19 protein-coding genes are annotated in these 21,822 nt (G+C 30.6%); 2 read left to right on the forward strand and 17 right to left on the reverse strand.

What is annotated here, in order from left to right; translation table 11 throughout:
• Positions 1–159 precede the first annotated feature (159 nt).
• Entirely contained in the window at positions 160–840 is a 681-nt protein-coding gene (locus SPD90_RS10600) for a DNA alkylation repair protein (RefSeq protein WP_320625917.1), read from the forward strand.
• 34 nt (positions 841–874) lie between these two features.
• The gene (locus tag SPD90_RS10605; RefSeq protein ID WP_320925201.1) at positions 875–2,281 is read left to right on the forward strand and encodes an NAD(P)/FAD-dependent oxidoreductase; all 1,407 of its coding nucleotides are present in this window, start codon (positions 875–877) and stop codon (positions 2,279–2,281) included.
• Between the two features lie 90 nt (positions 2,282–2,371).
• Here SPD90_RS10605 and SPD90_RS10610 read toward each other — a convergent pair whose 3' ends face one another.
• The 17 genes from SPD90_RS10610 to SPD90_RS10690 all read right to left on the reverse strand — a co-directional run.
• The gene (locus tag SPD90_RS10610) at positions 2,372–3,526 is read right to left on the reverse strand and encodes a YibE/F family protein (protein ID WP_320925202.1); all 1,155 of its coding nucleotides are present in this window, start codon (positions 3,524–3,526) and stop codon (positions 2,372–2,374) included.
• Positions 3,527–3,627: 101 nt separating this feature from the next.
• Positions 3,628–5,193: a metallophosphoesterase family protein gene (locus SPD90_RS10615; RefSeq protein ID WP_320925203.1), complete on the reverse strand. Its 1,566-nt coding sequence runs from the start codon at positions 5,191–5,193 to the stop codon at positions 3,628–3,630.
• 252 nt (positions 5,194–5,445) lie between these two features.
• Complete coding sequence (locus tag SPD90_RS10620; protein WP_320625323.1) at positions 5,446–6,279, reverse strand: deoxyribonuclease IV; 834 nt, start codon at positions 6,277–6,279, stop codon at positions 5,446–5,448.
• A gap of 29 nt (positions 6,280–6,308) precedes the next feature.
• Positions 6,309–6,812 carry a methylated-DNA--[protein]-cysteine S-methyltransferase gene (locus tag SPD90_RS10625; protein ID WP_320625319.1) on the reverse strand — a complete coding sequence of 168 codons (504 nt, stop codon included), beginning with the start codon at positions 6,810–6,812 and terminating at the stop codon, positions 6,309–6,311.
• Between the two features lie 405 nt (positions 6,813–7,217).
• Positions 7,218–8,006, reverse strand: a complete 789-nt coding sequence (locus SPD90_RS10630) for an EFR1 family ferrodoxin (RefSeq protein WP_320925204.1) — start codon at positions 8,004–8,006, stop codon at positions 7,218–7,220.
• 408 nt (positions 8,007–8,414) lie between these two features.
• Entirely contained in the window at positions 8,415–8,750 is a 336-nt protein-coding gene (locus SPD90_RS10635) for a DUF2325 domain-containing protein (RefSeq protein WP_320627096.1), read from the reverse strand.
• Positions 8,751–8,995: 245 nt separating this feature from the next.
• On the reverse strand, positions 8,996–10,783 hold the full coding sequence (gene aspS / locus SPD90_RS10640; protein WP_320627095.1) for an aspartate--tRNA ligase: 1,788 nt from the start codon (positions 10,781–10,783) through the stop codon (positions 8,996–8,998).
• A gap of 111 nt (positions 10,784–10,894) precedes the next feature.
• A complete protein-coding gene (hisS, locus tag SPD90_RS10645; RefSeq protein ID WP_320925205.1) occupies positions 10,895–12,157 on the reverse strand; it encodes a histidine--tRNA ligase in 1,263 nt (420 codons plus the stop codon).
• On the reverse strand, positions 12,147–13,619 hold the full coding sequence (gene hemZ / locus SPD90_RS10650) for a coproporphyrinogen dehydrogenase HemZ (RefSeq protein WP_320925206.1): 1,473 nt from the start codon (positions 13,617–13,619) through the stop codon (positions 12,147–12,149). Before hemZ ends, hisS begins: the two co-directional genes overlap by 11 nt.
• 86 nt (positions 13,620–13,705) lie before the next feature.
• On the reverse strand, positions 13,706–14,329 hold the full coding sequence (locus SPD90_RS10655; RefSeq protein ID WP_320624977.1) for an MBL fold metallo-hydrolase: 624 nt from the start codon (positions 14,327–14,329) through the stop codon (positions 13,706–13,708).
• Between the two features lie 12 nt (positions 14,330–14,341).
• Positions 14,342–14,791, reverse strand: coding sequence for a D-aminoacyl-tRNA deacylase (dtd, locus tag SPD90_RS10660; RefSeq protein ID WP_320925207.1), 450 nt, complete (start codon positions 14,789–14,791; stop codon positions 14,342–14,344).
• Positions 14,792–14,825: 34 nt separating this feature from the next.
• Positions 14,826–17,036 carry a RelA/SpoT family protein gene (locus SPD90_RS10665; protein ID WP_320925208.1) on the reverse strand — a complete coding sequence of 737 codons (2,211 nt, stop codon included), beginning with the start codon at positions 17,034–17,036 and terminating at the stop codon, positions 14,826–14,828.
• 69 nt (positions 17,037–17,105) lie between these two features.
• Entirely contained in the window at positions 17,106–17,618 is a 513-nt protein-coding gene (locus SPD90_RS10670; protein ID WP_320624974.1) for an adenine phosphoribosyltransferase, read from the reverse strand.
• Between the two features lie 12 nt (positions 17,619–17,630).
• Complete coding sequence (gene recJ, locus SPD90_RS10675) at positions 17,631–20,132, reverse strand: single-stranded-DNA-specific exonuclease RecJ (RefSeq protein WP_320925209.1); 2,502 nt, start codon at positions 20,130–20,132, stop codon at positions 17,631–17,633.
• 17 nt (positions 20,133–20,149) lie between these two features.
• A complete protein-coding gene (locus SPD90_RS10680) occupies positions 20,150–20,962 on the reverse strand; it encodes a class I SAM-dependent methyltransferase (protein WP_320925210.1) in 813 nt (270 codons plus the stop codon).
• Between the two features lie 27 nt (positions 20,963–20,989).
• A complete protein-coding gene (locus tag SPD90_RS10685) occupies positions 20,990–21,391 on the reverse strand; it encodes a formylmethanofuran dehydrogenase subunit E family protein (protein ID WP_320925211.1) in 402 nt (133 codons plus the stop codon).
• A gap of 72 nt (positions 21,392–21,463) precedes the next feature.
• A partial coding sequence (locus tag SPD90_RS10690; RefSeq protein WP_320925212.1) for a gamma carbonic anhydrase family protein occupies positions 21,464–21,822 on the reverse strand: 359 nt, incomplete at its 5' end.

A 21,822-nucleotide genomic window follows, 5' to 3' on the forward strand; every position in this document is an offset into this window, starting at 1 on the left:
TTATATATTATAGCTTTATTTATGCAAACGCTTTTATAACTATATCGATTAGCATCGATATTAATAAAGGTTTTACATAAATATAATATTTTCATTTATAAAAATCTCGATGCTTGTGCTACTATTTTTATAGATAGAAAATAAACTCGAGGTGATAAAATGGATTTAAGAAATAGATTATTTGAACTATCAGATGAAAAGTATAAAAAATTTCACAGTGGCCTGTGTCCAAATACAGACAATATAATAGGAGTTCGCCTTCCACAACTTAGGCAAATCGCCAAAGAAATAGCCAAAGGTGATTGGAGAGGTTATTTAGAAAATTGCCTAGAGGATTATTATGAAGAAAACCTAATAAATGGACTAGTAATTGCATATGCTAAATGTGATGTAGAAGAAAAGCTTCAATATATAAAAGTATTTGTACCTAAAATAAATAATTGGGCTATCTGTGACAGCTTTTGTAGCAGCTTAAAATTCACAACTAAAAACAGAGAAATTGTATGGGAGTTTTTACAACCGTATTTAAATTCAGATAAAGAATTTAAAATAAGATTTGCCGTTGTAATGATGCTAAATTACTACATTACTGAAGAATACATAGATATTGTTTTAAAATCTCTAGATAAAATATCTCACGATGGATACTACGTTAAAATGGCAGTAGCATGGGCTGTTTCAATTTGCTTCATCCATTTTGAGGATAAAACTATGGATTTCCTAAAAAACAACAATCTAGACGATTTTACATATAATAAATCTCTACAGAAAATTTGCGAATCTCTTCGTGTCAACAAAGACACAAAGATTTTAATAAAATCTATGAAAAGAAAAAAATAAAAATTTTTATTTTCAACTAAGGGGGTAAATTTTTATGGAAAAATACGACGTTATCATAATAGGAGCAGGACCTTCTGGTATATTCTGTGCATATGAATTAATAGAAAACGACAAAAATCTAAAAATCCTTATGATAGAAAAAGGAAGATCCATCGAAAAAAGAAACTGTCCTAAACGTAAAACTAAAAAATGTGTAGGATGTAAGCCTTGTTCAATAACTACTGGTTTTGCTGGAGCTGGAGCATTCTCAGATGGAAAGCTATCACTATCTCCAGATGTCGGAGGAAATCTACCAGAAATACTAGGCTACGATAAAACTATGGAATTACTAAAAGAATCCGACAATATCTACTTAAAATTTGGAGCAGATAAAAAAATATACGGCATAGATAAAGTAGATGAAATTGCCGAAATCAGAAAAAAAGCTATAACTGCCAACTTAAAATTAATCGAATGTCCAATTAGACATCTAGGTACAGAAGAAGGGTATAAAATATATTCTAAGCTTCAAGAACATTTACTATCTTCTGGCATCGAAATGATATTTAACACTATGGTCGAGGATATAATTGTAGAAGACAACACTGCAAAGGGTGTAATCCTAGAAGACGGTAGACAATTTTTCGCTGACGAAATAGTAAGCGGTATAGGACGTGAAGGCTCTGAATGGTTCTCACATATATGTCAAAAACACAACATCGAAACTCAAGTCGGCACTGTAGATATAGGAGTTCGTGTAGAAGTAAGAGACGAGGTTATGGAATTTTTAAATAAAAATTTATACGAAGCCAAGCTAGTTTACTACACTCCTACATTTGACGATAAGGTAAGAACCTTCTGTACAAATCCATCTGGAGAAGTGGCTACAGAATACTACGAAGACGGACTAGCAGTCGTAAATGGTCACGCTTACAAATCACAAGAATACAAGACAAACAACACTAACTTTGCACTATTAGTATCTAAAAATTTCACTAAGCCGTTTAAAACTCCAATAGAATACGGTAAACAAATAGCTCAGCTTAGCAACATGCTATGTGATGGAAAAATATTAGTCCAAAGATTTGGTGATTTCCAAAGAGGAAGAAGAACTACAGAAGAAAGACTTTGTAGAAATAATTTAATTCCTACTCTTAAGGACGCTGTACCTGGTGATTTATCTCTAGTATTGCCTCACAGAATAATGGTCGATATAGAAGAGATGCTCCTTGCACTTGATAAAATTACACCTGGTATAGCCAGTGACGAAACTCTACTTTACGGCGTTGAAGTTAAATTTTACTCTAATAAGGTAATCGTAAATAAGGATTTTGAAACTAGCATCAAAAACTTGCGTGCTATGGGAGATGGAGCATCTGTTACAAGAGGCTTGCAACAGGCTTCTGCTAATGGACTTAGTGTGGCTAAAAGTATATTAGCTAAGAGAGCTTCAAATAAATAATTCACAACATAAAAAAGATGCATGCTCGATAGTTATCCCACATGCATCTTTTTAATTTATAAGTCTTTTAGATGATTTCATATTTATTTTCTACGCTATTTTTTTCTTATTACCTATTTGTATATTAACAGTAAGTAAGAATGAAGAAATCAAAGCTACAATTGGAACTGTCAATATTATCGCACTTGTTCCAGATAATCCCTGCATAACTTCTATTCCTATTTGATACATATTTATGATTTGACCATAGGATAAGTCATAAGCGTAAAACCATATAAGAGTATTAATAGAACCCCCTGTAAACGCCAATATCAACGTGTTTGACATGGTTCCCATCATATCTCTACCTACATTTATTCCAGATTTAAATAATTCGTATCTAGATAAATTAGGATTTTTATCGTGAATTTCATTTATAGTAGAAGCTACTGACATACTTACGTCCATCACAGCTCCCAATGAGGATATCAATATCCCTGCAAATAACAAGTCTCCTATTTGAAGATCTGAATTATTTGCTATAAAAACTAGCTCCTCTATTTCAGAAACATTATATCCATCTATATGCGCAAAATATCCAAATATCTGTGCAAATAATCCTGCAATTACAACACCTATGACGGTTCCTAAAATAGACGAAATAGTTTTTTTACTAATTCCTCCTATTAAATACATAGTCACTATTGTAGTGAGTACGACAACTAATACTGCTGATAAGAAAGGTGAATATCCTTTATAAAGCATCGGTAAAAATAAGAATATTATACATATAAAAGTAAATATTAAACTTATACCTGAAAATAGACCTTTTTTGCCTCCAACCGCAACTAATAACGCTAAGAAAAGAACTACAAATCCTATAATCATAGGCTCTCTATTGTAATTAAATACTGAAGCTACTTTTGTATCTCCTGACACACTTAAATTTACGACTACTGTCATTCCTTCTTTACAATCAGCTCCATATAAATATCCAGATGCACTAGTCGCTTCTATCTCTTCTCCTTTGTACTCACCTTGTAAAAGCTTGACCTTTACGATTTGATATCCTGTTCTACTTCCATCATCTTGGATGTTGTCTTGCATTACATCTACCACTTGTGCTTTTACATAGCTTGTTCCTTCTTTATTAATTAGTTGAGCTTTATCTACTTGATTAAAAAAATATAAAAATACTCCAAAGCATACTAAGACAGCTATAATTATCAATCTACGTAATATGCCTTTTTCAACCTTCTTACCCATTTTTTCCTCCATTTTAATAAATATAATGCTCAACATTTATTATCAATCAAATGCTGAGCATTATTTTGAAAATTTTATAGATTAATTTTTGTTGTTAGATTTTATTTATGATTTGTTTTTTTGCTGTTATTTTGAACATTGTTTTTATGTCCATTATTCTTTTTATTAGTTTTCTTGATTGTAAAACTTGAATCTATTTTTTTGTTGTTATCTGTTCTGTAAGTATTTATAGTAAATGTAGTATCTGTTACATCTATTATAGAATATGTTGGAACATCTTCTTGCCATCTAGAAGCTATATATGCTTGTTTCTTTTCAACTAAGTCATAGTATTTACTACCTGATGCAGAGTTTGCAGTCATGTATAATATACCTTCTGGATTTGTAACTGACTTAGTATTTGTAGTTTCTACAGCATCGGCATCTTCTATAGATTCTAAGTAATTTTCGTATGTTTGATCAGATTCTTTTTCACCTTCAAAATATTCTTCAAATTCACCATCAGTTATCATTGATGATTCATCTAATGATCCACCTTTTAATATATAAGATCTTGAATAAGTATGATCATGTCCTGTTAATACAACATCTATATCATTATCTTCAAATATTGGTATTAAATTGTATCTTAAATTTGCTATTTCAGGTTCATTAGAGTGTTCACCAGAACCATATATATCTTGGTGTAGTGTAACTACCTTCCATTTAGCATCTTTGTTTTCTTTAACTGCATTTTCTACAAATTTTTGATGCTCAGCAATATTTGTATTATTAGTATTCAACATGATAAATAGAGTATTACCATATGTATAGTAAGAATCTCCACCTGCCATAGTTGAACCTAATTCACTTGCATTAGCTGGATTAAAGTGGTATGAGTAATTTCCACTTACTGCATCGTGGTTTCCTATTGTTGTAGCTACAGGAACTGATTTCAATGCAGTTGGACTTAGATATCCAGCGTATTCGATTTCATTTTTGTTGTAAGACATACTTGGATTTTTCTTATCTCTAGTTTGTATTTGGTCACCTGCAGAAACTATGAAGCTTATGTCAGAATCTTTTTTTAGCATAGTGTTGATTGTGTTGTTCCAGTTGAAGCTATCATTTCTAACAGCATTATCTTGACCTTGTTTTTCTGTTGATCCAGTTGCTATATTTGATTCAGAAGATCCGATTTGAGGGTCACCTACAAATCCAAAGCTATAAGATTTTGTCTTTTGAGTTTCGTATAATGTTGGTTCAGTCCATTCTCCGTCTATAGTGTAGCTATAGTAGTATTTAGTATTTGATTTTAAGTTTTTAGCTGTTGCTTTGTTAGATTTAAATCCTTCAGTAGCATCAGTTGTTGTAACTTTTAATACTTTAGCATGTTTCATTTTTTTATCAGTACTTATTTTTAATTTTGCTTGTGAATCTGTATCCTTTGAGTACCAAGCAAAGTTTAATTCAGTTTCATCTTGACCAGGTGCTAATGACATTTGTGTTGGCAAACTTTTTATAGTTTCCCATTGTTTACACCAAGCTGACCATGCTTTAGTTTGTCCTGGTCTTGTTTGAGTAGCTTCAGTCCAACCATCGTTATCTGCTGCAAATACATTTATAGCTGAACTAGATATCATAGCTGCAAGCATCAATGATGCAAAATACTTTCTTCCTTTTTTCATTTGTTATTCATCTCCCCGTATGGTGTTGCAACGTTTTATTTTCAATACTTTGTCATGACAATTTAAGTATACGATTAAAAATTTTGTCCTTCAATAACATTAACCGATTCTTAAATTAGACTTAATCTAGTTAACAAATTATTAACGCTTCAAGCAACTAATTTTATTTTTTATTATTTACCAAATAATAAAATTTATTCCCTTAAATAAAAAAACGAAAGCATTATTATAAATACCTTCGTTTTAAATATTTTATCCATTATATAAACTTCTAAGCAATTTTATTTCCCTAGCATATCCATCTAATTCATTTGGTGTTTCTAGTAGAAATGGTAAATTTTTAAGCTTTTCATGGTTTATAACCCTAGTAATAGCATCAAGTCCTATTTGACCCTCTCCTATTTTGGCGTGTCTATCCTTATGACTTCCACATGAATTTAAACTATCATTTAGGTGTATAGCCTTTAATCTATCCAATCCTATGACTTTATCAAATTCCTCTAAAACTCCATCTAAATCATTTACTATATCGTATCCCGCATCAAATACATGACATGTGTCTAAGCACACACCTAATTTTTCATCTAGTTCTACACCGTCTATTATCTGTCTTAGCTCCTCAAAGCTTCTTCCTACCTCTGTACCCTTACCTGCCATTGTTTCAAGCAAAACAGTTGTAGTTTGTTCCTTTGTGATAGCTTTATTTAACATATCTGTGATATATTTGATACCGACATCTGCTCCTTGTTTGACATGGCTTCCTGGATGGAAATTGTATAAATTATTTGGTGTTAATTCCAATCTTTTTAAATCATCGATAAATGTATTTACCGCAAATTCTCTTTTATCTTCATCTGCTGCACACGCATTTAGAGTATATGGTGCATGAGCTAATAATGTTGTAAATTTATTTTCTCTAGCTAATTCTAAAAACTTATCAATATCCTTTTGATCCAATTTTTTAGCCTTTCCACCTCTTGGATTTCTAGTAAAAAATTGAAATGTATTTGCATCTATTTCTAATGCCTGTTTTCCCATATTTTCAAATCCTTTTGATACTGATAAATGACATCCTATATTTAACATAAATTCTTTCATTTCCTCCTCAACTACAATTATTTGTTTACTTTATTTTTATCTACTAAAATGCCCTCTAAGCTCAAAAGCTTTTCTTTTAAATCCAGTCCTCCTGCATATCCAACTAATTTTTTATTAGATCCTACAACTCTATGACATGGAATTACTATAGGTATTGGATTTTTATTATTCGCCATGCCAACTGCTCTCGATGCCTTTTCATTTCCAACTGAAACTGCTATATCCTTATACGATCTAGTCTCTCCATAAGGTATTTTAGTCAATGCATTCCATACTTTCCTCTGAAATTCAGTTCCCTTTGGATTTAAAGGTAGGTCAAATTGCTTCCTCTGTCCTTCCATGTATTCTTTTAATTGAATATACGTTTTTTTTATTAAATCACTTTCCTGTATCACTAATTTATTTGATTTAATTTCTACATCTACATTAGCTTCCCTAAAATATATATGAGTTATACCTTCTCCATCTTCTCTAATTCCTAATCTTCCTATTTTAGTATCATAATAAAATAATCTATCCATTTCTATCTCTCCAATTTATTCTACCCATTTATAATTAAATTGTAACAAAATAATTGTTTCTATATCAATTCTTGACAAATTAATTCCTATAAAAAATAAATTATGTCATAAAATTTTATTAATTCATAATATTTTTACAATTATATAGAACTTAATTCTGAAATTATATATAATAATAAATATACAAATACTTTATTCTTCTATAAAAATTGTAGAATCGTCATAAATTCTATATTTAAGTTTTTATGAAGTTTAAAATCGTTTTCCTAAATAAACTTTAGTCAATTAAAGCCGACGACGATGGTGGTTAAATAGATAATTACCATCGTCGCTGCATGTGTATAAAAAAAGCAACTTTCAAGTTGCTTTTTTTATATAGAAATTCCGTGCTTTATTAATTTTTATTTATTTTTTATTCTCATCTTTTAATAGTGGATTATAATATCGTCCCTTACTTTTTGTCCTTTTCCCATATTGAATAGCCTCTTTAGGACATCTACAGATACAAGCCATGCATTTTGTACAACGTTGAGACCACATAGGCTTACCTTGATGCATTGTTATGTTTTTATAAGGACAAACCTTTACGCAAAGTCCACATGAATTACATCTATCGTCAGCCTTAAATCTTGTAGTTCCCATAAAGAAAAAATAAAATAAGTGCTTTATTATATATGTTTTAAAGTAGTCCCTTATAGAATATTTTTCCTTATCAAATACATGCAAATGTCCATCTGCAATCTGTTCATTTATTTTAACGATTTTTTTCTGCGCATCCTCTAATTTTTTATTTCTCAAAAGAGTAGAGTCTAAATCAAACATGGTTATAAAATTCTCAGGCATTTGTATAAACTCTGTATAATATATTTCCATCTTTTTATCCTTAAACATGTTATCAAGATACTTTGACATACATCCTGAATCAGTCCCGCAAGTGTAAACCGAAAATAAATAATTTTGCTTATATCCGTTAAATTTTACTTTTTTTATAAAATTCTCAACTATTTGAGGTGGTGCCCATGAATATGTGGGAAATACAAATCCTATTTTTTCTTTTTTTTCTAATTCATAAACATATTCTTCTTTATTTTTTTGCAATTCTAGTGATATATCTATCAATCTCTCATCTTGGTATTTGCCTATTTCTTTAGCCACCCATAAAGAATTACCAGTCCCTGAGTAATAAAATATCATCTTCCTATTCCCCCTAACATGTAAACTCTCCTCTTCCTATATAATTGAAACATATCTATTAATTATTTTCAACCTGTAAAATATTTATTTATTTTTATTTTTCATTTTTTATATAATTATAATAGTCATTATTTATTTTAATGTTTTTATTTTGATGTATAAAAATAAAAAAATCTCAGGGGACTAGGAATCCTGAGATTTTTATTGGTTATACCCTAATGATAAATTTTTATAACCAATTTTATAAATAATATTATACCTTATTTTGTAATTTTTGTTTTATTTATTTGTTTACAATATATATATTAAATTATTTATGTTACAAAAATAATAACTTTATATTAAAATTCAATTAAATTTTAATATAAGTCTGTTTTTCTGATTTGCTTTTAAATTTTTATTCATTTTCTATTGATTCTTCATTATACAATTTTTATTTTTACATGATTTACAAGCACCTGTACATTCATCAACTAAATCTAAAGATTGTTCAAACGCAAATTTGCTATTGTTTTTATTTCTTATTATAGGTATATCTTGTTTTTTTGCTTGAGTTTCTACTGATGCCATTAACTTATGTGATACTGTTGATGTAAATATAACTACTGCATCCGGACTTCCGATTGATCTTTTTACTCTTGATGACATATTTAAAACTACTTTTGCTTTATATCCTCTATTTTTTGCTAATTGTATGTAATCTTTCTTCATTCTTTCATTTCCACCAACTATTACTAAACTCATATATATTTCCACCCCTTTTGCTTATCGATTATTTATTATCATTTTGATAATTTTATTTTAATCCATTTATTTCTATTTATCAAGAACTAATGATATTGATTATCAGTTAATATAATATTATATTGTTATTTTTAAAATGTCAATCATAATTGATAATTTTTATCAATTACTTTTTGTTATCTCTAAAAAGCAAAAAAAAACTGCCTACTACGATTGCTTATATAGTAGACAGTTTTGTATTTATATTATTTTTCTTCTAAATCAACCTTTATGCTTAATTCTTCTAATTGACCATCTTCAGGTAATCCTGGTGCATTAGTCATTGGACATATAGCATTTTGGTTTTTAGGGAATGCTATGACTTCTCTTATGTTATCTGCTCCAGCAAGTAGCATCATAAGTCTATCAAATCCAAATGCGAGACCTGCGTGAGGTGGTACACCGTATTTGAAGGCTTCTAATAGGTATCCAAATTTTTCATTTGCAGTTTCTTGACTCATTCCTAATGCTTTGAACATTTTTTCTTGGACTTCTTCATCAGAGATTCTGACACTACCTCCACCAAGCTCATATCCATTTAATACCATGTCGTAAGCCTTAGCTCTTAATTGAGTCTTGTCTTCTTGTTCTAATTTGTCTATATCTTCGTCTAATGGGCAAGTGAATGGATGGTGCATTGCTACCATTCTTCCTGTTTCTTCGTCTTCTTCAAATAGTGGGAATTCAGTTACCCATAATAAGTTATATTTACTCTTGTCTATTAAGTCCATCTTTCTAGCTACTTCAAGTCTTAATTGACCTAATGCATCGTATACTACTTTATTTTTGTCAGCTACGAATAATAATAGGTCTCCTGCTTTTGCATCTAATCTTTCTAAGATTGCTTTTATTTCGTCTTCCTTGAAGAATTTAGCTATTGGTGAATCTATTCCATCTTCTTTAACTTTGATCCAAGCTAATCCTTTAGCTCTGTAAGTTTTAGCATGTTCTTCTAATTTTTTCATTCCTTTTTTAGAGAATGCATCTGCTCCACCTTTTGCGTTTATACCTCTTACGCTAGAGTTTTGTCCGTTAGCAGCTGATGAGAATACTCCGAATTCGCAGTCCTTAACTAAGTCAGATACATCTGTAAGCTCCATAGCAAATCTAGTATCTGGTTTGTCAGAACCAAATCTGTCCATAGCTTCTTTGTAAGTCATTCTCTTAAGTGGTAATTCTATATCTATATCATGAACTTCTTTAAATATTCTACCTATCATGTTTTCCATCATAGTCATAACGTCGTTTTCATCTACAAAAGACATTTCACAGTCTATTTGAGTGAATTCTGGTTGTCTATCTGCTCTTAAATCTTCGTCTCTGAAGCATTTAACTATTTGGAAGTATCTATCCATACCACTTACCATTAATATTTGTTTGAATAATTGTGGTGATTGTGGTAAAGCGTAGAATTTACCTGGGTTAACTCTACTTGGTACAAGGTAATCTCTAGCACCTTCTGGACTTGGTTTTATTAAGAAAGGTGTTTCTATTTCTAAGAAGTTGTTTTCTGTTAAGTATTGTCTTACTATTTGAGCGACTTTACTTCTAAGAATTAAGTTCTTTTGCATAGAAGGCTTTCTTAAATCTAAGTATCTGTATTTTAATCTCTTATCTTCAGATACGTTGTCGTCGTCTTTGATGTATATTGGTGGAGTTTGTGATTTGCTAAGAACTCTAAGCTCTGTAGCAGATATTTCTATATCTCCTGTAGCCATATTAGGGTTTTTTGCTTCTCTTTCACGTACAGTTCCTTTTACAGCTATAACATATTCTGAACCTAATTTTTCAGCTTTTTCAAATGCATCCTTGCTTACGTCTGCATCAAATATTATTTGGCTTATTCCTCTTATGTCTCTTAAGTCGACAAATACTAATCCACCTAAGTTTCTTTTCTTTTGAACCCAACCATTTAATATAACTTCTTCTCCGGCATTTTCGATTCTAAGATCACCGCAATAGTGAGTTCTCTTTAATCCTTTTAATGTCTCCATTTTTATCTCCTTTATCTTTTTACACACTAAAGGGGGACCTCCCTTTGTGGTAATAATTAGTAGTCCCCTTTAGCATTTTATTTAAATTAATCGTCAATTTACTATATTAGATTATAATCTTTTTTTAAGTTCGTCAACTAATTCACTTAATTTTATAGTTGTTTGTTCTGATGTTTGCATGTTTTTAAGAGTTGCAGTATCGTTAGCTAATTCATCATCACCTATAACAACTGTGTATTTAGCGTTTATCTTGTCAGAGTATTTGAATTGAGCCTTTATACTCTTATCTAAGTGGTCGTTATCGGCACTTATGTGGTTAGCTCTTAAGTCTTTTACTATCTTGAAGCTTCTAGTCTTAGCTGCATCTCCTATAGTTGCTATATATATATCAGTTGATTTTGGATTTTCTATTTCTATGTTGTTGTTTTCTAGAGTTAATAATAATCTTTCTATTCCAAGACCAAATCCTATACCACTTATATCCTTAGGTCCTCCAAGTAATTCAACTAATCCATCGTATCTACCACCACCGCAAACAGTACTTTGAGCTCCGATGTCATTAGATATTATTTCAAATGCAGTTTTTCTATAGTAGTCTAATCCTCTAACTATAGTTTTATCAACTACAAAGTCTATACCCATTTCTGTTAAGTATTTCTTTAATGTTTCGAAGTGTTCTTTACAATCGTCACATAAATTATCTATCATAAATGGTATATCTTTTAAGTTTTCTTTACATTGAGGATTTTTACAGTCTATAACTCTCATTGGGTTTTTGTTTTTTCTTTCTAGACAAGTTTCACATAATACATCAGTTTTTTGGTCTAAGTATTCTTTTAATTTTTTGTTGTATGCTTCTCTACATTTAGGGCATCCTACAGAGTTTATATTAACTGATAGGTTTTTAAGTCCTAATTCATTAAAGAATTGTACTGCAAGTGATATAACTTCAGCATCTACTGATGGTCCATCACTACCTAACACTTCTACACCAAATTGGTGGAATTGTCTTTGTCTACCTGCTTGTGGTCTTTCATATCTGAAGCAAGGAGTTATATAGTATAATTTTGTAGGTTGTGTATCTGCATACATTTTATTTTCTATAAATGATCTTATAACACCAGCAGTTCCTTCTGGTTTTAAGCTTAGTTGTCTGTCCCCTCTATCAGTGAAAGTGTACATTTCCTTTTGAACTACGTCAGTTGTGTCCCCAACACTTCTAGCAAATACTTCTGTGTGTTCAAAGATAGGTGTTCTTATTTCTTCATATCCATATAATGCACATATTTCTCTAAATTTCTTTTCTACATAATGCCATTTATATACATCCTTTGGTGTTACATCCTTTGTTCCTCTAGGTGCTTTACTTAACATTTTTTTGTACCTCCTCATATTTTCTATTTATCATTTCGTCAACTCTATCAATATATTGTTCTAGATTTTTGACGTTTTCTACTCTTTCAATTCTATTCTCGTCTATATACACAAATTTTGTGATTGAACCTGCTCCTAAGGCTATGTTGCTTTGACGTTCCTCCATCATTTGAATGTTGTAGATACATTCGTAGCCTTCCTTAGCATAGCCTATGTTTTCTAGATTTCCTAGCATATGTTTTTGTCTGTACATATAATATGGATTAAGTCCCATCTTCTTAGCGTATTTCATAGATAAATCTATCATCTTAGACATTTCATCAAATTGAGTCAATTGATATTCGTCTATGTGTTCTTTTAGCTTAGATGTTCTCTTAACTGCTAATGTATGCACAGTAAGACTCTCTGGTGAAAGCTTTTCTATTTGCTTTAGGGTATTTTCCACCATTTCTAGATTTTCATCTACAAGTCCTAAAATTATATCCATATTAATATTATCAAATCCTAGCTTTCTCGCCAACTGAAAACATTCAATTATATCATTTACAGTGTGTTTTCTTCCCACCTTTTCTAGAGTTTCGTCGTTCATAGTCTGTGGATTTATACTTATTCTAGTTACGTTGTGTTTTTTCAACACTTCTAAAATTTCTCTATTTATTGTATCAGGTCTTCCGGCTTCTACTGTAAATTCTTTAATATTGCTCAAATCAAATTCTTTATATAAGCCAGTTATCAAAGTGTCCATTTCTTCAGGTGTTAAAGTTGTAGGAGTTCCTCCTCCTATGTATAGTGTCTCAATTTCCTTGTTATTTTCTCTAAGTAATTTTGCTACTCCCTTTACTTCTTCAAGTAATTTTTCTACATATAAAGGCTTCATATTTTCAAACTTGCTCAAAGAATTCGCCGGGAATGAGCAGTAATAACATCTCGTTGGGCAAAAAGGTATACTTACATATAATGATACTTTATTTTCGTCCACAGGGTAAATAAATTTTCTTTCTCTTTTAGCAATATCTAAAGCTAATTCTATTTTATCACTATTTATGTAATAATCCTCAGCTAATTTTGATTTTATAAAATTTTCGTCCTTTCCTTCATCTAATAGAGCATGTACAATTTTAACAGGTCTTATACCTGTAAGTATACCCCAAGGCACGTTTGCTTCGAATTTCTTTTCAAGTATTTTAAACATACTTCTCTTTATAGTTTCTTTTATAGTTTTCTTGCGAGCTCTTTCATCTAGTCCACTTAGATCTCTGTAGTCTACATTACTAAGTATTTCTTCGTAATTTTCACAGTAAACTGTTTTTGAAAAAACCTTATCTCCATGGTAAAAAATACTGTTGTCTATTACCATCATGCAGTCTCTTTCATCTAGAAATTTAAAATCAGAAGTAAATAATTTTACAAGCTCACTTACTTCGTATTTATAATCATGTCCTTTTAGAACAATTCCTACCATTTTCAATAACTCCTTTTCTGTTATTTAATAAAATACAAAAAATAAACCAGTACTGCTTTTATTAGCTAAAACAGTACTGGAAAAACTTAGATTTGTTGCATATATGGATTAACTCTCTTTTCTACTCCAATTGTAGAAGATGGTCCATGTCCAGGATATACTACTGCATTATCATCGTATTTAGCTAATTTTCTCAAAGATTTCATAATTTGTTTGTAATCTCCACCATAAAAATCAGTTCTTCCTATACTTCCTGCAAATAAAGTATCCCCTGTGAATATATTTTCTCCTACTTTTATACTCATACCACCTTTTGTATGACCTGGTGTGTGTATAACTTTTAATTTAAGACTTCCAAGCTCTATAATATCGCCTTCATCTACATATATATCTGCATCAAACTCAACTAATGGTCCTGGAAGCTGTGAGCTTAAATTTTTTACTCTATCTATCAATACTTCTTCTTCTTTTACATGAGCTACTATTTTAGCATTTGTTCTTCTTTTTACTTCAGGTGCTTGTGATATATGATCTCCATGACCATGAGTTAATATTATATATTCTACAGTAAATTGATGCTTTTCAATTACATTTAATATATCTATAATACTTGCTCCTGGATCTATGACTGCACATTTTTTAGTCTTTTCATCTCCAAGGATATAAGTATTTTCACCCATAAATCTTTCTTCAATTGTTTCAATTATCATAAAAACCCCTCCTTAGAAAGCTTTTTTAGATTCTAGTAAAATTGTAACTGGTCCATCATTTACAAGCTCTACCATCATATGAGCACCAAATTCACCAGTTCCCACTGTGATACCTTGTTTTCTTATTTTTTCAACAAATTCTTCATATAGAGGATTTGCTATTTCCGGTCTCGCAGCATCAGTAAAGCTCGGTCTTCTACCTCTTCTACAATCTCCATAAAGAGTAAATTGAGATACCGCCATTATTTCTCCATCTATATCCTTTAAAGATAAATTCATTTTATCGTTTTCATCTTCAAATATTCTTAAATTTACTACCTTGTCAACCATATAATCTACATCCTTAGATGTGTCATCATGAGTTACACCTAATAAAACTAGTAATCCTTTTTTTACTTCTCCTGTTACTCTTTCATCTACAGTAACCTTTGAACATGATATTCTTTGAACAACAGCTCTCATCTCATCCTCCTAAATTTTATATAATTTATAAATATTAGTTTCTCATTCTTGAAACTTCGTCAACTCCTGGAATTGATCTTATTTTTTTCATTAGTTGTTTTAATTCATTTATATCGTTAACTTCAACTAATATACTTATATTGACTGTATTGTCCTTTAAAACTCTGCAATTTACACCACTCATACTTAATTTTTCCATAGATACAATATGTATAACATCGTTTAAAAGACCTACTCTGTCTACTGCTATAACTTTTATCTCACCTTCAAATTTGCTCTTTTCAGGGTTGTTCCATTCTACTTCGACAAGTCTGTTCTTTATAAATTCATCATCTAAATTTATATTTGTACAGTCCTTTCTATGAACTGCAACACCTCTACCTTTTGTTATATAACCTACTATATCGTCTCCTGGAAGTGGGTTACAGCATTTAGCAAATCTTACTAATATATTGTCTAATCCTTTTACAGTAATACCGCTATCTTTTTTCTTTCTTTTCTTAGCGTATTCATGTTCGTCGTAGTTTTTCTTTATTTCTTTTTCTTTTTCTTGCATTCGTTTTTCTTTTTCTTGGCGGCTAATCTCTTTATTGTAGTAATCTCTTACCTTAGGCATTACCTGTGATGTAGCTATACCACCATATCCTATAGTTGCAATCAAATCGTCCAAGCTAGGTTGATTAAATTTCTTTGCAACTTGTCCTAGGAATTTTTGAATGCTTGCATTTTTATACGGAATATTGTAGCGCTTGAATTCTTTTTCTAGTATTTCTGTTCCTCGCTCAATATTTTCTTCTCTTTTTTCTTTTTTGAACCATTGTCTGATTCTATTTCTAGCAGTTGGCGTTTGTACTATACTTAACCAGTCTCGGCTAGGTCCTGGAGAGTTTGTAGAAGTTATGACTTCAACTATTTCCCCGTTTTGTAATTTATAGTTTATTGGAACGATCTTTCCGTTTACTTTCGCACCTGTACACTTATTACCTACATTTGTATGCACTCTGTATGCAAAATCTATTGGAGTAGAGCCTGCTGGTAATTCCATGACATCTCCTCTTGGTGTGAATACATAAACTTGGCTATTAAATACATCTTCTTTAAGCGCATCTAAGAACTCGTGTGGATCTTTTACATCTTTTTCCCATTCCATCATTTGTCTTAGCCATTTTAATTTTTGTTCCATCTTTGTATCATGATTTCCTGTAATTCCTTCTTTGTACTTCCAGTGAGCTGCTATACCATTTTCTGCTATCTCATGCATTTCATGAGTTCTTATTTGAATTTCTACTGGATCTCCATCAGGGCCTATTACAGTAGTATGAAGAGATTGATAAAGGTTTGGCTTAGGCATAGCTATGTAATCTTTGAATCTTCCCGGCATCGGAATCCACATGGTATGAACCATTCCTAAAACACCATAACAATCCTTTACTGTATCGACTATTATTCTTACAGCAGTTAAATCATAAATTTCTTCAAATGTTTTGTTTTTCTTTTTCATCTTTTTGTAGATGCTATAAAAATGCTTTGGTCTACCAGAAACTTCGCAATTTATGTTTACTTCTTTTAGTTTTTCTTCTAGTATTTTTACTATTTTATCTATATATGCCTGTCTTTGATCTCTCTTTTTAGTTATCTTGCTTGCAAGTTCTTGATAACCCTCTGGATCGATATATTTTAATGCTAAATCTTCTAATTCCCATTTGATCTTTGATATACCTATTCTATGAGCAATCCCACCGTATATTTCCAGCGTTTCTTTTGCTTTGTATTTTGCCTTTTCCTCTGGCATATATTTTAGAGTTCTCATGTTGTGAAGTCTATCGGCTAATTTAATCAAAATAACTCTGATATCTTTAGCCATAGCTAAAAACATTTTTCTAAGGTTTTCAGCTTGAGATTCTTCTTTTGTTTGATACTTAATTTTACCTAATTTGGTAACTCCATCTACTAAGTCAGCTATGTCCTTTCCAAACATCTCCTTGATGTCTTCGTACGTGTAAGGTGTATCTTCTACTACATCGTGTAGTAAACCTGCTGCTATAACCTCCATATCTAACTCTAAATCGGCTAATATATTAGCAACAGCTATTGGATGAATTATATATGGTTCACCCGATTTTCTAAATACTCCTTCATGAGCTGATTTAGCTAATTGATACGCCTTTACAACTGGCGTAACATCTGCACTTGGAGCATAATTTTTAATTTTATCTAAAATTTCTTGCAATTCCTTGTCATACATATTACCACCTGATTTATCCTATATTTTTATATATATGAAAATAGTTGGCATATACCAACTATTATTATTTTAGTATTTAATTAGAGAATTAATATGATAATTTTTTAATTTGTCTCTTCCATTTAAAAACTCTAATTCTATTAAAAATTGTGCTGACACAACTTCTCCACCCAGTTTTTCTATTAATTTGATTGCTGCTTCAGTAGTTCCTCCTGTAGCTAGTAAATCATCGACAATTGCTACTCTTTGTCCTGGTTTTATTGCATCTTTATGAACTTCTAATGTATTTGAACCATATTCTAAGTCATATTCGAAGCTTTCAACTTCTGCTGGTAATTTTCCTGGCTTTCTAACAGGCACAAAACCAGCTTCTAGAGCATATGCAACTGGTGTACCAATTAAGAATCCTCTTGCTTCTGGTCCAACTATTATATCTATTTGTTTATCTTTTAAATCTTCTACTATTTGATCAATAGAATATTTTAAGGCTTTTCCATCTTTTAATAATGTTGTTATATCCTTAAAACTAATTCCCTCTTGTGGGAAATCTTCAATAACCCTTACACATTCCTTTAAATCCATCTAAGACTCCTCCTAATAGCTTTCTAAGTACTTATTTCTTAATTGTTCAATATTTTGTAGTATCAAACTTTCATCTAAATTAAACTTAGATATAGAACTCTTCGTAAAATCTATGATTAAAGTATTTTCTGTCTCGTTTATTTGATAATTTAGTAAATTAAACTCCCTAAATACACTTAATATAACAAATAGCTTAAGTGGCATTATTCCCAATGTCGATTTTATTTTATTAAGTGTCAGTTCAACGTGTTTATTTGTAATACAATATTTGTATATAGTTATGAATTCATTTCTGTTAGGTATTATATTTTCCATTATATTATTTAAATATAATTTGTTTTTATCGTCATAATACTTCACAAAATTAGTATTTAACTTAACATTATCTAATAAATACGAATATTCTTCCTTATTATATAAAAAATCATAAAGAATAATATTATTATATATGTTTAAATCCAATTTATCAAGATAAGGAGAAAATATAAGTTTAATTTTATGAGTATTTTTAGTTATTTTTCCGAAATCTACGTCAAACTCATCGTCTATAAGCGATAAATCTGAATAAGCTCTAAAAAATCCATTTAGCGTATTACAAATAACTAGAGTATTTTCTTCAAAGTATTGGAATATATCTCCATTTGATACATCTTCTATATTAAAATTATTTGATATTTCATTTTGTCCAAAATTTTCATTTTTTATTCTATTATTTTCTAAATTGTAATTTATTTTATATAAATTGTTCACATCCTCTGGAACTATTTTAGAAAATAGCTTTATCGATGTAAAATCCTTTATAGCTGATTTTGGATGTGCAATTCTCACATCCTTAAGCAATAACTGTACCTTTCTGTTGTTATTGTAATTATTTTCTCCAAGCTGGAACAGTACGTCGACCTTGTCACCTCTAGTAAATTCATCTGCAAGATAAGCCATATTAAAGCCTATAGCTTCATACACAAAATCCTTTTGAAGCGTTATCTTTAAATGCTGTTTTGCCGCCCCTACAAAGCCTATATTAGCAAGTACTAAGTCTCTCATGATAAATCTAGGCGTAGGATTGCTAAGCCCAAATGGCTCTAATTTATGGAGCTCTTCTACTAAATCTAAACTTATTTGTTGTTCTTCTAGTTCATATTCTACCTTTATATTTTCAATCATATCCTCTTGAGTTAGATTGTAATCGGCGATTTTATTTACTCTTTGTCTTAGCTCTTCTATATTTTTACTGTCCATGGATAATCCTGCTGCTTGCTCATGTCCTCCAAACTTAGTCATTAAATCCTTACACTCAACAAGAGTATCAAATATACTAAAGCCCTTTATAGATCTAGCAGATCCTGTAGCCATACCCTCCTCTATAGTCAGCAATATAGTAGGCTTGTAGTATTTCTCAGTTAATTTAGATGCCACTATTCCTATTATTCCATGCTGCCAGCCTTCCTTAGCTATCACTAAAACCTTGTCGTTTTCGTAAGATTTATCGCTATTTATAATTGCTTCGGCTTCACTGTACATTTTACTTTCTATAAGCTGTCTTTCGTTATTTTTTTCCTCTAAATCAAGAGCTATATCCTTTGCTTTTTTTCTATCCTCTGTCGTAAAAAGCTCTACACCTAGATACGAATATCCCAAACGCCCAGATGCATTTATTCTAGGTCCCACAGAATATCCTATATGTGATGAACCTATTTTTGTGTTGTCTACACCACATACCTTTATTAACTCTTGTAAGCCTATATTTCTACCATCTTTCATCATATTTAGACCGTTTTTTACAATTATTCTATTTTCATCCTTAAGTGGAACCATATCACAAATGGTCGCCAATGTGACGATTTCTAGATAATTGTACATAGCCTTTTTAAATTCTTCTGGTGGTGTCAACGCTTGTATAAGTTTAAATGCAACTCCGCATCCACATAGAGAATCAAACGGATAATTGCAATCTGGTTGCTTTGGATTTATCACTGCTATTGCATCTGGTATATCTGATTGACACTCATGGTGGTCTGTAATTATTACGTCTATACCAAGGGATTTTGCAAATTCCACCTCTGGATACGATGTAATTCCACAGTCTACACTTATCAATAAATCGCATCCCATTTGATTTATTTTTTCTAATGCCTCAATACTGATTCCGTATCCTTCCTCAAGTCTATTTGGAATATAATACTTTACATCATATCCTATTGATTTAAAATATAAAAATAATATAGACGTCGAAGAAACACCATCGACATCATAATCTCCATAGATAAAAATTCTCTCTTTTTTATCTACAGCTTCTTTTATTCTATCAACAGCTTTTTGCATATCCTTCAATAAAAATGGGTCTCTCAAATAATCTAGAGACGGATTCATAAATATTTCCGCATCTTTTTCTGTTATTATGTCTCTATTTTTTAATATTTGACTTATTTCCGGGGAAATGCAAATTTTTTTGCTCATTTCATCTTCTTTTATTTTACCAAAATGTTTTAATGTCCACTTCTTTTTATAAAGCACTAAGCTCCCTCCTAAAATTATTTTTTCCAGTACATAATTGCTTTTACTGTACTTATTTTTTCATAGACTATTCCATCTTTGCTTATATCTTCTAGATATTTTCTGACCATAGCTTCTTGAGCTTCATCGATATTGTATTTAGATTTATATCTATTTACATATACTTTAAAAGCCTTATCAACACTTTCTTCACTGTCCCAGCTTTGATCGATGTACTCTACATTAGGGTAATAGCCTTTTTCACATAATATATTAAATGCATATAATATAATATCTTCTGAATTTCTTTTAGATTTTTTGACTCCTAATAAGTTGTCTAATTCATCAGTTACTGAATCATTTCTTCTAGTTCCAGCGCACAAAATACCGGCATTTTTACTACAATTTATAAACTTTTCAAAGCTGTCATAATTACATATTGCAGGTGTCATACAAGCCATAACTAAGTCAAATTTATGTAATAATCCCTCTTTTTCTATATCTAGTTTTAACCAATCATCACATCTAAATTCAACATTTTTTTTACCGTATTCTAAAGCTTTTTTTCTTGCTGACTCAATCATTTTAGGAGATAAATCTGTTCCAATTGCTTTGAAACAGTCATCAGCTAAAACTGTGCAATATTTCCCAGCTCCACATCCGACATCTAAAATAGTAGAGTTTTTATCTATCAAATTCTTCTCTCTAATAATCTCTACAAATCTATCGTTTTGTACCTCTTCTAAGTCATAGCTTCCAAAATAATCAGCCTTTTCATTCCATAAATCAATCGCAGCTTCACTATTTGCAGTATCATTTTCCCAAATCTCTTTTATTTTATCAATAAACATAACTCCCACCTCCACTTTAACTATCTCTTAAAATTCAAATACAGGATCTGAAAATACAACTAAATCAAATGCATTTGCATTTAATAAATAATCCATAAATTCATTTTTATCCATCTTTTTATCTTTATTTAACTCTTTTAATTGTACCTTCAATTTTTCGCCATTTGTTTTATTAAAAAATGAAAAAGCCAGGTCATCTGATGGTCTAATTTCTAATTTTTGATTATCTTCAGTACATCCAAATATAAATCTAACTGCATCTACTGGACAAGTCTTATTTTCAGATATACAAACTATTTCATCTTCTGAAGGATTTGCATCCATCTCTAAAATTGCTGCTTCACACATTTTAAATCCCATAGCTATTCCTGGGCATTTATGTCCATGATATTCTGTAACCTTTTCCCATAATTCTTTATCAAATTTCATTTCTACATCCCTCCTATTTTTATTTAAAAAATGGACATAGCATTATAATACTATCTCCATTTATCGCTTTAATTATTTATGTTTTTGAGCAGTTTCATAATAATCATTTGCAGATTTTATTAAACTTTGTTTTTCCTCTTCAGTTAATTCTCTGACAGCTTTGGCAGGAGAACCTATTATAAGCATACCATCTGGAAATTTTTTATTTTGAGTTACTAAAGCTCCAGCTCCTATCATGCAAAAATCGCCTACTTCAGCTCCATTTAAAACTATAGCTCCCATACCTACAAGACTGTTGTTTCCTATAGTACATCCATGAACTAAAGCATTATGTCCTACTGTTACATTATCCCCTATAACAGTGTCTGTATCCCAACCAACATGTACTACTGTGCCATCTTGTATATTAGTGTTTTCTCCTATTCTTATAG

This window comes from Intestinibacter sp. (assembly GCF_034113885.1).
GTDB lineage: Bacteria > Bacillota > Clostridia > Peptostreptococcales > Peptostreptococcaceae > Intestinibacter.

Excerpts from the sequence above, each read along its gene's own strand:
- SPD90_RS10685 (WP_320925211.1), bottom strand. The coding sequence starts at position 21,391 with ATGAAATTTGATAAAGAATTATGGGAAAAGGTTACAGAATATCATGGA.
- hisS (WP_320925205.1), bottom strand. The coding sequence starts at position 12,157 with ATGTTAAGTAAAGCACCTAGAGGAACAAAGGATGTAACACCAAAGGAT.
- SPD90_RS10625 (WP_320625319.1), bottom strand. The coding sequence starts at position 6,812 with ATGGATAGATTATTTTATTATGATACTAAAATAGGAAGATTAGGAATT.
- SPD90_RS10655 (WP_320624977.1), bottom strand. The coding sequence starts at position 14,329 with ATGATAATTGAAACAATTGAAGAAAGATTTATGGGTGAAAATACTTAT.
- SPD90_RS10605 (WP_320925201.1), top strand. The coding sequence starts at position 875 with ATGGAAAAATACGACGTTATCATAATAGGAGCAGGACCTTCTGGTATA.
- SPD90_RS10665 (WP_320925208.1), bottom strand. The coding sequence starts at position 17,036 with ATGTATGACAAGGAATTGCAAGAAATTTTAGATAAAATTAAAAATTAT.
- SPD90_RS10635 (WP_320627096.1), bottom strand. The coding sequence starts at position 8,750 with ATGAGTTTAGTAATAGTTGGTGGAAATGAAAGAATGAAGAAAGATTAC.
- hemZ (WP_320925206.1), bottom strand. The coding sequence starts at position 13,619 with ATGGTAGGAATTGTTCTAAAAGGACATGATTATAAATACGAAGTAAGT.
- SPD90_RS10620 (WP_320625323.1), bottom strand. The coding sequence starts at position 6,279 with ATGTTAAATATAGGATGTCATTTATCAGTATCAAAAGGATTTGAAAAT.
- SPD90_RS10670 (WP_320624974.1), bottom strand. The coding sequence starts at position 17,618 with ATGGATTTAAAGGAATGTGTAAGGGTTATTGAAGATTTCCCACAAGAG.
- SPD90_RS10615 (WP_320925203.1), bottom strand. The coding sequence starts at position 5,193 with ATGAAAAAAGGAAGAAAGTATTTTGCATCATTGATGCTTGCAGCTATG.
- dtd (WP_320925207.1), bottom strand. The coding sequence starts at position 14,791 with ATGAGAGCTGTTGTTCAAAGAATATCATGTTCAAAGGTTACTGTAGAT.
- SPD90_RS10610 (WP_320925202.1), bottom strand. The coding sequence starts at position 3,526 with ATGGGTAAGAAGGTTGAAAAAGGCATATTACGTAGATTGATAATTATA.
- SPD90_RS10630 (WP_320925204.1), bottom strand. The coding sequence starts at position 8,006 with ATGATATTTTATTACTCAGGGACTGGTAATTCTTTATGGGTGGCTAAA.
- aspS (WP_320627095.1), bottom strand. The coding sequence starts at position 10,783 with ATGGAGACATTAAAAGGATTAAAGAGAACTCACTATTGCGGTGATCTT.
- SPD90_RS10680 (WP_320925210.1), bottom strand. The coding sequence starts at position 20,962 with ATGTTTATTGATAAAATAAAAGAGATTTGGGAAAATGATACTGCAAAT.
- SPD90_RS10600 (WP_320625917.1), top strand. The coding sequence starts at position 160 with ATGGATTTAAGAAATAGATTATTTGAACTATCAGATGAAAAGTATAAA.